Below are 13,753 nucleotides of genomic sequence, written 5' to 3'. Positions count from 1 at the left end.
CCTCAGCTCAGGATGTCGGCGCGCCTGAACCGGCGGTAGCCGAGCATCGTGAAGGCCACCGCCCAAACGAGTGACCACAGTGTGCCGTGGATAACGGCGTTCCACTGCGGTTCCAGCGCGATGAGGTCCTGCCAGGCGCGCGAGTAGTGGCCCGGGAAGGCGTTGCGCCACGGGTCGAGCGCGTCGATCTGGTCGAGGATGTTGAAGAGGATCGCGGCGAGCACCGCACCGCCGACCGCGGCGAGGGGTGCGTCCGACCGCACCCCGATCCAGAACGCGATCGCGGCGGTCGGCAGGAGCGTGACGAACACGTAGAGCACCGCCACGCCGAGCCTCGGCAGCAGCTGGGCCCACGCGAGGCTCTCGCCGGTAGGGCTGGTCAGTGGCGCCCACCCGTAGGCCAGGCCACCGACGAGCATCGCCCAGCCGATGAGCAGGACGGTGGCGGCGGCAGTGGAGGTCAGCCCGATGACGAGCTTGCTGGTGAGCAGGCGGGTCCGCTGGACCGGGGCGACGAGCAGGTAGCGCAGCGACGACCAGGACGCCTCGGCCGGCACCGAGTCGCCGCAGAAGAGTGCAGCCACCAGGACGAGGAGCAGCTCGGAGGACGCGAACAAGGTGAAGAGCGTGAAGTTCGCAGATCCGTCCTGGGCGAGGTCGATGAACCGTGGCGTCGCACCCGGTCGCGGGGGGTCACCGAACGCGAAGGCCCCGACGAGGATGAGCGGCAGGGCGAGCACGAGCGCGAAGGCGACCTTGGTGCGCCGGCGTCCCCACTGACGCCCGAGCTCTGCCCGCCATGACAGTGGTTCCCGGACCATCGTGATGTCGCCGCCGCTCGGAGCAAGCGCCGTGTCCCCGTATGCCGTCGGGTTGCCTTCTCGTGCAAGCTCGCTCATCGGGCGCGCACCTGCCTCAGTCGGTCGATCAGGGACGCACCGGACTCGGCCGGCCTGCTGCCGTTGCCGGTGGACGACGCGGTGGAGATGACGCCGAGGAAGACCTCCTCGAGGTGGCGCCGGCTGCTCACGCCGACGACGGGCAGCCCCGTCTCGACGGCGGCCTCGACCACAGCCGCACGGCCGAGCTCCGCGACGACGACGAGGCGCGTGGGCGTGTCGACGCGCACGTCGGTGACCCCGGGCGTGGACTGCAGCGCGGCGGCCAGCTCCGTGAGTCGCGCCGGTGCAACGCCGTCCTCGATATCGAGCAAGGTGGTGTCGTCGCTGTCGACGAGGTCGGCCACGAGCCCTTGGGTGATGACTCGCCCTGCGTGCATGACGACGACGTGGGTGCAGGTCATCTCGACCTCGGCGAGCAGGTGGCTGGACACGACGACGGTCCGGCCGGTGTCGGCATACCGCCGCAGGATCGGCCGCATCGCGGCGATCTGGGGTGGGTCGAGACCGTTGGTCGGCTCGTCCAGGATGAGCAGCTCAGGAAGGCCGAGCATGGCCTGCGCGATCCCCAGCCGCTGCTTCATGCCGTGGCTGTACGACTTGACCGGCCGGTCGACGGCGTCGCCCAGCGCAGCGACGTCGAGGGCCTCGTCGACGTGGGCGTCCTCGGGGCGCCGTCCGGTTGCGGTCCAGTAGGCCGCAAGGTTCTGCCGCCCGGTGAGGTGGGGCAGGAACCCGGGTCCCTCGATGAGCGCGCCGACGCGGGCCAGCACCGGGGCCCCGGCAGCGACCGGCTCGCCCATCACGTGCACCGTGCCCGAGTCGGCCGAGATGAGTCCCATGATCATGCGCATCGTCGTCGTCTTGCCGGCGCCGTTGGGGCCGAGCAGGCCGACGACCTGGCCCTTCTCGGCTCGCCATGACACGTCGTCGACGGCGCGGTGGCCGTCGGAGTAGGTCTTGACCAGGCCCTCGACGACCAGCGGCACGTCGGCGAGGTCGGGCCGGGAGGCGATGTGCTGTCGCCTGCGCCGGCGCACGAACCAGCCGGCGAGCGCCAGGACGAGCAGGCCCGCGAGGACGGAGGCTGCCACCACCGTCTCGGTGTCCGGTGCAGACGAGGCTCCCCCGGCGGCCAGTCCGGCCGTGACGGGCAGGACAAGGCCGCCGTCGGCCTGAACGAGGACCCGGCTGGCCGTGCGGTCGTTGGCAAAGGTCGACTCGGTCGTCGTGAGCAGGACTCGCCACTGGCTGCCGCTCGGCATCGAGTAGGTCGCCGCCGGCAGTGACACGAGCACGGGGGTCGGCCGCCCGGGCTCGACAGTGAGCCGCAACGGCGCGACGAGGGCGTGCGGGAGGGTCGCGGGCCCGGTGCCGACGCGCCACAGCGATGCGAAGAGCGTGACGGTCGGGGCGTCGGAGGTGACCGTCAGGCGCAGGGTCGGAGAGCCGACGACGGTGACCGCAGTGGCGACCGGCGCCGTGTCGAGGGCGACCGACTGCCCCGGGAGCGCGGCGATCTGGTACGTCGAGAGGGCCAGGCCCAGGGCCGCGAGGCCGGGCACCGCGACCATCGAGGCAGGCTGGCCGCCGGGCGGGTGCACCATCGCGCCCTTGGTGACCGTCAGCGGGAGGCTGCTGCGAGGGTCGGCGCTGCCGCCGAGACCCGGGTATGCCGCCGCGGTCCACAGCGTGCCCGGCTGGCCGCGTCGCGTGGGGGCCAGCGGGTAGGTGAACTTCGCGGTGGGCAGCGCGGAGGCGTGCGGCGCCTTGTCGCGGACATAGTGGTCGAGCCAGGCGTAGGACGCCTCGGTCTCCTCGGCCTCGTGGGTGGAGGGGGCGTCGTGGCCGCCGTCGCTCCACCGCATCGCCCAGGGCGCCCCGGCGGCCTCGAGCGCGGTGGCCGTCGCGTCGGACTGGTCGAGCCCGAACAGCGAGTCGGCGATGCCCTGGACGAGCAGGGTCGGGGCCTTGACCCGGTCGAGGGTGGGCGCCGGGCTGTGTGCCTCGAGGAGCGCGAGGAGCTCGGCGCTGGGCGTGCCCGTCTGCGACGTCTGCAGGAACAGGCGGCATACCGTCGGGTCGAAGCGGCCGCACGACGAGGGCTGTGCACCCGACCCGTTGGAGCCGCCGGCACCGAGGAAGAAGTTCGTGGCCCAGACCTGCTTGAACGGCCCGGGCTGCCCCACAGCCGGGCGCCCGGCGGCAGTCCGGGGCTCGGCGGCGAGCGCCGACTGGGGAAAGAACGCGGTCGCGAGGTCGTTCCAGGTCACCGCCGCGACGACGCCGTCCACGCGCGGGTCGGCTCCGGCGAGCATGAGGCTGAGGGCACCGCCGTAGGACCCGCCCATCACCCCGAGGCGGGGGTCGCCGGGAGCGTCGAGCTCGACGTCGGGACGCTTCGCGGCGAGGTCGATCATGACCCGGGCGTCGGCCACCTCGTATGCCGGGTCGTCGAGGTGGATGCGCCCGCCCGACTTTCCGTGCCCGCGGGCGCTCCAGGCCACGACGACGTAGCCGCGGTCGTGCAGCTGGGCGGCCTGGCTGGCGACCGAGTCCTTGCTCCCGCCGAAACCGTGCGCGAGCAGCACCACGGGGTGCCGGCCGGTCGGCTGGGGCCAGATGCTGACGTCGAGCTTGACCGGGGTGCCGTCCGGTTCGGCACCCACCGGAACAAGCTCGGTCTGCGCGACGACCGGTGCAGACGGGTCCGAGGCGAGCGCCGGCACGGCCCGCGCAGCCACGGCCGATGACGCCGACGGTGAAGCCATCGCCGCCGGCATCGGGGCGGAGGTGATCGCCAGGCCCGCCCCGAGGACGAGCGCGGCGAGGAACGGGGCCCGGACCGGCATGGCCACATCACATCACGGCCGGCCCGGACTCCTCACATCACGGCCCCGGTGCACGCCGGCTTCCTTGGCCGCACGCCGTGGCTTCGACGGGACCTGATCGGGTCGGGCGCCTGTCACAGGTCTGCGTCAGTCCCGAACGTCTCGGTGACCAGCTGGGTATCCAGGTACTCCCGCACTTCCTGGATCAGTCCGTTCTGGAACCGGAACACCCAGCAGTAGTTGTTGTCGTACCTGCGGCCGTCAGCCAACTGGTTGCGTCCCGAGTGTTCGACCACGACGAAGTCACCGTCACCGTGGATGAAGTGCACCTCCACGCTCGACGACGGGCTGAGCGTCTCCCACGCTCCTCCGAAGAGGGTATCCACCACCAGCTGCTTGCCCTCGAACGTCCGGGACCACTGGCTGACCCCCATCCAGCGCCAGGTGACGTCGTCGGCCATGGCGTCGAAGAGTGGCCCGACCCTGCCGTGCGACATCGAGTCCATGACTCGCCGAACGCGTTCCTTGGGATCCATGAGTCGACACGGTAACGCCGCGCACGCATACAAGCGTGAGGCTTTCGGCGACGGAACCACGCTGCGTCTGCGGCCTGGACCTCAGTCTCAGCGCGGAGCGGCCCGGGGCTTCTCGAGGCGCTTCTCGAGCAGGTAGGCCACGACGATGCAGACGACGAGGACGATGACGGGCGGCAGATAGCGGGCGGCCCCGTCGAGCTGCAGCCAGTCGTACGGCGCGACCGCGAAGTCGAAGATCGACAGGTCCAGCAGGTAGTGCAGGATCGGCAGCACGCCGAACACGAGCCCGACCACGCCGACCATGTTGATGACGAAGCGCAGCCCGGCACCCGTCGACTCCCGAGACTCCGTCATGGCCCCAACCTACGCGGTCGCTCCGGTCTCTCGGCGGTCCCCTCGTAGTGCTTCGCTAGGCACCATCCGGCACCCGCGCCGAGCAGGTGCCACAGGGCGTGGCCCTGAAGCCAGCCGGACGGGTCGCACCAGGCACCAGTCTGGTCCAGGACCCAGACGAGGTATGCCGTCCCGAGCAGTCCCAGCCCGACGTACAGCCAGCGCGCCGACGTCGGTGACCTGCGCGCCCGGACAAGCTCGAGCACGATGCCCGGCAGCAGCACGGCCGCGAACAGCACCCTGCGCGACTCGGGCCAGACCCAGAGCGCGACCCCGAGCAGCACCAGCAGCGCCCCTCCCCCGAAGGCGGCTGCACGAGGGGCGACCCAGCCCAGGCGCACGACCGCACCGGCGAGCAGGACGCACCCGACGGCATACATCGGCAGCACGTCGACGAACTGCCCCCACAGCGTCAGCGTGGCGTGGAACAGGAAGCTGCCCACGCCCACAGCGACGAGCGAGCCGCCGAGCAGGACGACCAGCGTGCGCTCGCGGCGGGCGGGCGGGCGGAGAGCGAGGATGGCGGCGATGCCCGCGACGACGAAGCCGAGCGACGACCAGGCGTTCGCCGGCTGCGCGATGCCGTCCGGACGCACGAGCTCACAGAAGCAGCGGCTCGTCAGACATGTGGCCCCGTCACCCGGCATGGCTGCGACAGTACGGCGCGGGCGCCCGCCGACGGCGGTGAGTCTGGAAAGCAGCCTCGACCGCTGGCGCTGCGTAGCCGGCGTCGGTGCTAGAAACGGGCTATGGCTACGACTCTGCTCGGCGGCTCCCCGGTCCACACGGTCGGCGACCTGCCCGCCGTCGGCGCTCCCGCCCCAGGCTTCACCCTGACCGGCACGGACCTGCTCGACTTCGACCGTCCTGCGGGGGTCCGCCTGGTGCTCAACATCTTCCCCAGCATCGACACCCGCGTGTGCGGTCTCAGCGTGCGCACGTTCAACCAGCGGGCCGCCGGCCTCTCGGACGCGACCGTCGTCTGCGTGTCGCACGACCTGCCGTTCGCGATGCGCCGGTTCTGCGGAGCCGAGGGCATCGAGAACGTCACGGTCGGTTCAGGCTTCCGGTCGACGTTTGGGCGTGACTACGGAATGACCTTGGTGGACGGCGCTTTTCGCGGCCTGCTTGCGCGCTCGGTGGTCGTGCTCGACGCCGACGGAACCGTTCTGCACGCCCAGGTGGTGCCGAGCATCGACCAGGAGCCCGACTACGACGCGGCCATCGCGGCACTCGGCTGAGCCTCACCTTCACTCGTGGGGACGGAGGGAGCGCCGCCGCCACGAGTGAAGGCTCGGACACTGCGGATGAGCAGGGGCCAGCAGCCCGCTAGGAGCATCCACGCGGCGATGACCAGCATGAGCGGGGTGGTGTCGAGGCGCGCGCTGAGGGGCCCCGCCAGGAGGTTGCCGATCGGGAGCGCCACGAACGAGATGAGGATGTCCCACGACGCCACCCTGGCCAGACGGTCGTGCGGCACGCCCTGCTGAAGGGCGGTCTGCCAGCCGACGTCGAAGAACAGCAGGCCGGCCTGGGCCACGACGGCCAGCGCCAGGATCGGCGCGAGCGACGAGGACACTCCGAACGCGAGCGGCAGCGCGGGGAACAGTCCCAGTGAGACGAAGGCGGCCAGCAGCATGCGGCGTGGCTGCACGCGGATCCCGACGAGACCGCCGACGATGCCGCCGATGCCGAGAGCCGCGGTGATGAGGCCGAGGGCGTGTGCGCCGCCGAGGTCGCGCACAGCAGTCACCTCGGCCAGGACGATGAAGACCCCGCCGGCGACATGGAACATCGCCGCCGACACGAGGCTGGTCCAGAGCCAGTCGCGGCTGCGGATCTCCCCGAGCCCCTCGCCGATCTCCGTGAGCATGGAGCGGCGCTCGGCAGCATGGTCGGCGCGGGCGCTGATCCGGGCCACGCAGACGGCGGACCACACGAAGGTCAGTGCGTTGACGGCGAAGCCCGGCACCGGACCGAACTGCGCGACGACGAAGCCGGCGAGCACCGGGCCTGCGACCTGTGCCGCCGACTGGAGGAAGCTGATCACGGCGTTGGAGGTCTGGAGGCCGCCGCTCGGCACGATGAGCGGCCGCAGCCCGACGAACGCCGGGTAGAAGAACGCGCCGGCCCCGGATGTCACCGCGGCGAGAGCGGCGAGGAGCGCAACGGGCGGGTGCCCCACCGCGAAGGCCGCGGCGGTGGCTCCGACCGACAGCGCTCGCACGACGTCGGCAAGGACCATGATGCGGTGCGGTGTGACCCGGTCGGCCCAGACGCCGCCCAGCAGCGAGCACGCGAGGCGCGCGACGACGCCGGCGGCCAGGATCACGCCGAGCTCACCCGCGCCCCCGCCCGACAGGATGACCGCCACGGAGAGGGCGATGGGGTTGAAGGCGTCGCCCACCCAGGACAGGCCCTGCCCGGTGACCAGGAGCCTGAAGTCGCGCACGCCGAGGAGCCGCCGCGCGGTGAGGTGGGGGGCGGTATCGCTGCTCGTGTCGCTGCTCGTGTCGCTGTTCGTGTCCCTCTTCGCGTCCGTCATGGTCGTGACGTTAGTTAGTTATCTAACTATCTGTCAATGAACAGTTAGACTCTTGTGTCATGTGCAACGGCATCTGCGACACTGACGCCATGGCGGACGAGGGACAGGACTCGGTCGACCGGCATGTCGCCCGGTGGGCCGGCCTGTCGGGCATCAACCCTGAGGTCGAGGGCGCGACCACGCGAATGCAGGCGCTCATCAAGCACCTCGACCGCGGGACTCATGCACGCTTCGCCAACACCGACGACACCCTCGAGGACTACAAGACGCTGCACGTCTTGTTCGTCAACCACTACCCCGAGGAGGCGACGCCGGCCCAGCTCGCCGACGACTGCCACGTGACCCGCGCGGCCATGACCTCCCGGATCGACCGGCTCGTCGAGCGCGGCCACGTGACCCGGGACGTCGACCCGATGGACCGGCGACGCATCCTGATCCGACCCACGTCGTCGGGAAGGATGCTCTGGGAGCGCTCCTTGGCCGACGGCATCGAGGCCGAGAACCGCACCTTCGAGCCGCTCACGCAGCGCGAGCTCACCCAGCTGAACTCCTTGCTACGCAAGGTGCTTCGCCAGATCGAAGCGGATCGCTGAGGCGCGGGGCCCGGGCGTGACGCCTGGGACTGGGCGCTCACTCGACCGGGTGGTAGGCCGCGGCAGCGATGCTTCGGTCAGGCCGTGTCGTCGTCCACCCAGTCCAGGGTCCGCTCGACGGCCTTCTTCCACTGCCGGTAGAGACGCTCCCGCTCCGTGACGTCCATCTGCGGGCTCCAGCGCCGGTCCTCGCCCCAGTTCGCGCGGATGTCATCGGTGCTCGGCCAGTACCCGACAGCCAGCCCAGCCGCGTACGCGGCGCCGAGGGCCGTCGTCTCGGCGACCTGGGGGCGCACGACGTCGACACCGAGCAGGTCGGCCTGGAACTGCATCAGCCCTTCGTTGACGACCATGCCGCCGTCGACCTTGAGCTCGGTGAGCGGCACACCGGAGTCGGCGTTCATCGCGTCGAGCACCTCGCGGGTCTGGAATGCCGTGGCCTCCAACGCTGCCCGCGCGATGTGCCCCTTGTTGACATAGCGAGTGAGGCCGACCAGCGCGCCCCGGGCGTCGGGTCGCCAGTGCGGCGCGAAGAGGCCCGAGAACGCCGGGACGAAGTAGGCGCCGCCGTTGTCGTCGACCGTCGCGGCGAGCTCCTCGACCTCGGCGGCGTCCTTGATGAGGCCCAGGTTGTCGCGCAGCCACTGCACGAGCGAGCCGGTCACCGCGATCGAGCCCTCGAGCGCGTAGACCGGATCCGCGTCGCCGAGGCGGTAACAGACCGTCGTCAGCAGGCCGTTGCGGGACTCGACGATCTCGGGCCCGGTGTTGAGCAGCATGAAGTTGCCGGTGCCGTAGGTGTTCTTCGCGGTGCCCACGTCGAGGCAGGCCTGACCGAAGGTCGCCGCCTGCTGGTCACCGAGGATGCCTGCCACCGGCACGTCGATGAGGATGCCGGGCTTGCACGTGCCGTACACCTCGGAGGACGAGCGGATCTGCGGCAGCATCGACACCGGCACGCCCATCGCACCGGCGATCGACTCGTCCCAGGCGAGGGTGCGCAGGTCCATGAGCATCGTGCGGGACGCGTTCGTGACGTCTGTGACGTGGATGCCGCCGTCCGTCGCGCCACCGGTGAGGTTCCACAGCAGCCACGTGTCGATGGTGCCGAAGAGCAGGTCCCCGGCCTCGGCGCGCTCTCGCACCCCATCGACGTTGTCGAGGATCCAGCGGATCTTCGGCCCGGCGAAGTAGGTCGCGAGCGGGAGCCCGGTGACGTGCTTGAACCGCTCGGGCCCGGCGTCGCGCGCCAGCTGCTCGCAGATCGACTGAGTGCGGGTGTCCTGCCAGACGATGGCGTTGTATGCCGGCAGGCCCGTCGCACGGTCCCACACCACGGTCGTCTCCCGCTGGTTGGTGATGCCGACGGCGGCGACATGGGTCGCGTTGAGGTTCGCCTTGCCGAGAGCGCCACCCACGACGGCGCGGGTGTTCTCCCAGATCTCCATCGGGTCGTGCTCGACCCAGCCCGCGCGGGGGAAGATCTGGCGATGCTCGAGCTGGTCGACGGCCACGACCCGGCCGGACCGGTCGAAGACCATGGCCCGGCTGCTCGTCGTGCCCTGGTCGATCGCGACGACATGGCTCCGTTGCTCGGTCGGCATGACCAGACCGTAGCGCTGCCCACCCGGACAAGACCCCTCGTTAGAGTGGCGGTCTCGGCACCGAACGAAGGGGAGTCGATGACGAGCCCAGTGCAGCTCGACCCGGACTACCGCGTCAAAGCCTGGAAACGCCTGGCCACCAAGCAGTTCGACGTGCTCGTGGTCGGGGGCGGCATCACCGGCGGTGGTGTCGCGCTGGACGCGGCGACGCGCGGCTTGTCCACGGCGCTCGTCGAGCAGCGCGACTTCGCATCAGGCACGTCGTCGCGCTCCTCGAAGCTCTTCCACGGCGGCCTGCGCTATCTCGAGCAGATGAACTTCGACCTCGTCCGCGAGGCCCTGCGCGAGCGCGAGCTCATGCTGACCCGGATCGCCCCACACCTGGTCCGCCCGGTCCCGTTCCTCTACCCGTTGACGAGCCGCGGGTGGGAGCGGCCCTACGTCACCGCCGGGCTCACCCTCTACGACTCCATGGGTGGCACGCGTTCGACGCCACGCCACAAGCAGCTCACCCGTACCGGCGCGCTCAAACGGTGCCCGGCGCTCAAGCGGGACTCGCTGACCGGCGGGCTGCTCTACTACGACGCCCAGGCGGACGACGCACGGCACACGCTGACCACGGTCCGCACGGCGGCGGCATACGGGGCGACCGTCGTGTCGTCGGCCCGGGTCGTGGACCTGCTCCGAGCGGGGGAGCGGGTGGTGGGCGCGGTGGTCGAGGACGTCGAGACGGGCGAGCGGGTCGAGGTCAGGGCGTCGGCCGTCATCAACTGCACCGGCGTGTGGACCGATGACATCCAGGCCATGGCAGGTGGGCACGGCCGGTTCCACGTGCGCGCCTCGAAGGGCGTGCACATCGTCGTCGCGCGGGACCGCATCAGCTCCGAGACCGGCCTGATCCTGCGCACGGAGAAGTCCGTGCTGTTCGTGATCCCGTGGGGCACGCACTGGATCATCGGCACGACCGACACCGAGTGGGACCTCGACCGAGCCCACCCGGCCGCGACTCGCGCCGACATCGACTACCTGCTCGAGCACCTCAACGCGGTGCTCCGGGAGCCACTCACCTACGCGGACATCCAGGGGGTGTATGCCGGGCTGCGCCCGCTGCTGTCCGGCGAGAGCGAGGACACCAGCGCGCTGTCCCGCGAGCATGCGGTCGCCCGGCCCCAGCCTGGGCTGATCTCGATCGCGGGCGGGAAGTACACGACCTACCGCGTCATGGCCGCCGACGCCGTCGACGCCGCACGCGAGGACATCGGCGGGGACGTACCCGGCAGCGTCACCGAGCTCATCCCCCTCTCCGGCGCCGAGGGCTATGTCGCCCTCGTCAACCAGATCGACCGGCTGGCCCGCCACCAGGACCTCCCCGTGTGGCGGATCCGGCACCTGCTGGACCGGTACGGCTCGCTCGTGCCCGAGCTGTTCGCGCTCGCCGAGGGCGACCGCAGCCTCTACGAGCCGATGCCCGGCGCCGAGGAGTATCTCAAGGTCGAGATCCGGTATGCCGCCGACCACGAGGCGGCACTCCATCTCGACGACATCCTGGCCCGACGCACCCGGATCTCGATCGAGACCCCCAGCCGTGGGGTGGACAGCGCCCGGGCAGCCGCCGAGATCGTCGCTCCCGTGCTCGGCTGGGACGACGAGCGGGTCGATACGGAGGTCGCGGGATACCTCGCCCGCGTCCAGGCCGAGCTCGACTCGCAGAAGGAGCTCGCTGACTCCGAGGCGAACGAGGAGCGGCTCAGCGCACCCGACGCCCGGCGGATCCCGGTGAGCCGGGCCCCCGAGGTGCCCTGAGCGACCGTCCTCGGCCGATGGGTGACCACTCGACCACCCACCCGACCACCCACCCGACCACCCACCCGACCACCCATCCGACCGCGTGGGGTGAGCCGGCGTCCATGATGGGCGCATGACACTAGACGTCCTCGTCGTCGGCGGAGCGGGAGTCGACACCATCGTCCGGGTGCCGGAGCTGCCCGTGCCGTTCGCCGACTCGCACGTGGTGCCGCCGATCGACATGCACGTCGGGCATACCGGCAGCGGGGTCGCGCTCGGCTGCCACCGGCTGGGCCTCGAGACGTGGTTCGTCGACGTCATCGGCGACGACCACGAGGGCCGCCTCGTGCTGGACCGCTTCACGGCCGAGGGTCTCCCCTTCGACCACGTCGTGCACGAGAGCGGCACCCGCCGCGCGGTGAACCTCGTCGACGACCTCGGTCGGCGCATGTCGTTCTACGACCCCCGCCACCCCTACGACCTTGCGCCCGACGCCGCCCTGTGGCGGGAGCCTCTCGCGGAGGCCCGCCACGTCCATGCGTCGATCATGCCGTGGACAGTGCGGGCTCTCGAGGACGCGACGGCGGCCGGGGCGACGACCTCCACCGACCTGCACGACTGGGACGGGCACAACCCGCACCACCGCCCGTTCGCGTATGCCGCTGACGTCGTCTTCGTGTCCGGCTCCCGGCTCGACGGGGTTGAGGAGGACGTCGTCGCCGACGTGCTCGACCGCGGGCGGGCGCGCCTCGTCGTCGTCATGGACGGCGCCGCCGGCTCGCGGGTGCACGTGCGGGAGGGCGGCTCGTTCGACGTGCCGGCAGTCCAGATCGAGGCACGCCCGGTCGTCGACACGAACGGCGCAGGCGACAGCTACGTCGCCGCGTTCCTGTACACCTGGCTCGGCGGCGGCGACGCGCGGGCCGCAGCGAAGGCGGGCGCGGTCGCGGGAGCGTGGGCGTGCGGCACGGCGGGCACGCACACGAGCTTCATCGACGCGGACGAGCTCACCCGGCAGCTGGCCCGATCGAGGTAGCCGACCGGCCGACCGGCGACCCCGGCGACTCGGGCCCACCTGGCGACCTGGGTCGGTCTCCGACCGGTCTCGGGCCGGGGCCACCAGCCAACGCCATCGCCCTCTGATTCTGCTCCGGATTCCGGAGCAGAATCAGAGGGGCCAGGGCAAGGGGCCACGCAGGGACACGGCCCCAGGGGACCTGCTCAGGTAGCCGCTGCGGCGTCGCCCGGCGTGCCCGCGATGTTGACCATCCAGCCGATGCCGAACTTGTCCGTCACCATGCCGAACTCGTCGCCCCACATCTGCTTCTCGAGCGGCATGGAGACCGTGCCGCCGTCCGACAGCTTGTCCCAGTACCCCCGCAGCTCGTCACCGTCGTCGCCACTCAGGCTGACGGTGATGCTGCTGCCGGGCTCGTAGGTCATGCCGGGCGCGGTGTCCGAGGCCATGATCGTGTAACCGCTGGGCGACTCGAGCTGGGCGTGCATGACACCGCTGGCCTCGGGCCCGTCGGACCCGAACTCGCCGAAGGTGCTGACGTTCAGCTCGCCGCCGAAGACGGACTGGTAGAACTCCATCGCGTCGCGCGCGTTGTCCTTGAAGCTGATGTAGGGGTTGAGGCGAGATGCCATCACACTGCTCCTCACTGCACTCAGGTCATCGGGTCTCTCAGCCTAGAACGGTCCGCTGACATCGGCGCGAACTCAGAATGGCGGCTGGGTGCCGGGCTGGCAGGTCGGGCAGTAGTTGAGGATGCGTTCGCGCGGAGGCAGCCCGATGGGCGCGGCCCGCACGGTGGTCCCGCAGCGCCTGCAGGGGCGACCGGAGCGCCCGTGCACGTAGGTCGACTCCCCGGACCGGGTCGAGCCGGTGGTGGACTGCACACCGCTGTCCCTCGAACGGACGAGGAACCGGTGCACCCGGTCGACGATCCGCTCCACGGTGTCGCGGTCCAGTGCGGCGACCGGGGTCCACGGGCTCACGCGCTCGGCGAACAGCGTCTCGTCGGACCAGATCGTGCCGACACCGGCGAGGTTGCGCTGGTCGAGCAGAGCCGCCCCGATGGTCCCGGGGTCGGCCATCAGGTTGGTCACCGCTGCGGGTGCGTCCCAGTCCGGACCGAGCAGGTCCGGGCCCAGGTGACCGACGAGCTCGTCCTCTCGGGCCGTGCTGACGAGGTCGAGCATGCCGAGGCGCAGCCCGAGTGCCGTCCAGTCAGGTGCCGAGACGAGCGCTCGCAGCTGCGGGTTGCGCAGCCACCGGGCGGCCAGGGTCGAGGTCGCCTCGATGCGCCACTGGCCTTCCATCCGCAGGTGGGAGTGCAGCGTGAGACCGCCTTCGATCCGGTGCAGGATGTGCTTCCCGCGGCTGACCACCTCGAGCGTCGCGCGTCCGCGCAGGTCGGCGGTCGAGATCTCCGGCCACCGCAGGTCGGACTCGACGATCGGCTTGCCCGCGAGCGCCTGGTCCAGACGCGTCGCGGTGCGCCACACGGTGTCCCCTTCCGGCATGACGCTCACCCGTCCTTAACCCGACGTTCACCTGCGCT

At 71.0% G+C, this 13,753-nt stretch carries 13 protein-coding genes; 4 read left to right on the top strand and 9 right to left on the bottom strand.

Annotated elements, in window-relative coordinates; translation table 11 throughout:
• Positions 1-2 precede the first annotated feature (2 nt).
• From ACWEOW_RS16060 to ACWEOW_RS16040, 5 genes are all read right to left on the bottom strand, one after another.
• Positions 3-899 carry an ABC transporter permease gene (locus tag ACWEOW_RS16060; RefSeq protein WP_452270221.1) on the bottom strand — a complete coding sequence of 299 codons (897 nt, stop codon included), beginning with the start codon at positions 897-899 and terminating at the stop codon, positions 3-5.
• Entirely contained in the window at positions 896-3,751 is a 2,856-nt protein-coding gene (locus ACWEOW_RS16055) for an alpha/beta fold hydrolase (protein ID WP_452270220.1), read from the bottom strand. Before ACWEOW_RS16055 ends, ACWEOW_RS16060 begins: the two co-directional genes overlap by 4 nt.
• Positions 3,752-3,864: 113 nt before the next feature.
• Positions 3,865-4,266 carry a nuclear transport factor 2 family protein gene (locus ACWEOW_RS16050; protein WP_452270219.1) on the bottom strand — a complete coding sequence of 134 codons (402 nt, stop codon included), beginning with the start codon at positions 4,264-4,266 and terminating at the stop codon, positions 3,865-3,867.
• Between the two features lie 87 nt (positions 4,267-4,353).
• Complete coding sequence (locus ACWEOW_RS16045) at positions 4,354-4,620, bottom strand: hypothetical protein (RefSeq protein WP_452270218.1); 267 nt, start codon at positions 4,618-4,620, stop codon at positions 4,354-4,356.
• A complete protein-coding gene (locus tag ACWEOW_RS16040; RefSeq protein WP_452270217.1) occupies positions 4,617-5,306 on the bottom strand; it encodes a ceramidase domain-containing protein in 690 nt (229 codons plus the stop codon). The genes ACWEOW_RS16045 and ACWEOW_RS16040 overlap by 4 nt, the downstream gene beginning before the upstream one ends.
• 102 nt (positions 5,307-5,408) lie before the next feature.
• On the opposite strand from ACWEOW_RS16040, the gene tpx reads away from it, so the two are divergent.
• Complete coding sequence (tpx, locus tag ACWEOW_RS16035) at positions 5,409-5,900, top strand: thiol peroxidase (protein ID WP_452270216.1); 492 nt, start codon at positions 5,409-5,411, stop codon at positions 5,898-5,900.
• On the opposite strand, the gene ACWEOW_RS16030 is transcribed toward tpx, so the two are convergent.
• Positions 5,870-7,204, bottom strand: coding sequence for an MFS transporter (locus ACWEOW_RS16030; RefSeq protein WP_452270215.1), 1,335 nt, complete (start codon positions 7,202-7,204; stop codon positions 5,870-5,872). The genes tpx and ACWEOW_RS16030 overlap by 31 nt on opposite strands.
• A gap of 59 nt (positions 7,205-7,263) precedes the next feature.
• Here ACWEOW_RS16030 and ACWEOW_RS16025 point away from each other — a divergent pair, with 59 nt between their 5' ends.
• Positions 7,264-7,797, top strand: coding sequence for a MarR family winged helix-turn-helix transcriptional regulator (locus ACWEOW_RS16025; protein ID WP_452270214.1), 534 nt, complete (start codon positions 7,264-7,266; stop codon positions 7,795-7,797).
• Positions 7,798-7,874: 77 nt separating this feature from the next.
• Here ACWEOW_RS16025 and glpK read toward each other — a convergent pair whose 3' ends face one another.
• Positions 7,875-9,401 carry a glycerol kinase GlpK gene (gene glpK, locus ACWEOW_RS16020; RefSeq protein ID WP_452270213.1) on the bottom strand — a complete coding sequence of 509 codons (1,527 nt, stop codon included), beginning with the start codon at positions 9,399-9,401 and terminating at the stop codon, positions 7,875-7,877.
• Between the two features lie 78 nt (positions 9,402-9,479).
• Between glpK and ACWEOW_RS16015 the strand changes: the two genes are divergently transcribed.
• Together ACWEOW_RS16015 and ACWEOW_RS16010 are read left to right on the top strand one after the other, a co-directional pair.
• A complete protein-coding gene (locus ACWEOW_RS16015) occupies positions 9,480-11,204 on the top strand; it encodes a glycerol-3-phosphate dehydrogenase/oxidase (protein WP_452270212.1) in 1,725 nt (574 codons plus the stop codon).
• 115 nt (positions 11,205-11,319) lie between these two features.
• Entirely contained in the window at positions 11,320-12,222 is a 903-nt protein-coding gene (locus ACWEOW_RS16010; protein ID WP_452270211.1) for a carbohydrate kinase family protein, read from the top strand.
• 185 nt (positions 12,223-12,407) lie between these two features.
• On the opposite strand, the gene ACWEOW_RS16005 is transcribed toward ACWEOW_RS16010, so the two are convergent.
• Together ACWEOW_RS16005 and ACWEOW_RS16000 are read right to left on the bottom strand one after the other, a co-directional pair.
• Positions 12,408-12,836, bottom strand: a complete 429-nt coding sequence (locus tag ACWEOW_RS16005; RefSeq protein ID WP_452270210.1) for a VOC family protein — start codon at positions 12,834-12,836, stop codon at positions 12,408-12,410.
• A 72-nt stretch (positions 12,837-12,908) separates the two neighbouring features.
• A complete protein-coding gene (locus ACWEOW_RS16000) occupies positions 12,909-13,715 on the bottom strand; it encodes a DNA-formamidopyrimidine glycosylase family protein (protein ID WP_452270209.1) in 807 nt (268 codons plus the stop codon).
• Between the last annotated feature and the right edge of the window lie 38 nt (positions 13,716-13,753).

The organism is Monashia sp. NPDC004114 (genome assembly GCF_053603855.1).
This window is presented reverse-complemented; position numbering and strand designations above follow the sequence as displayed.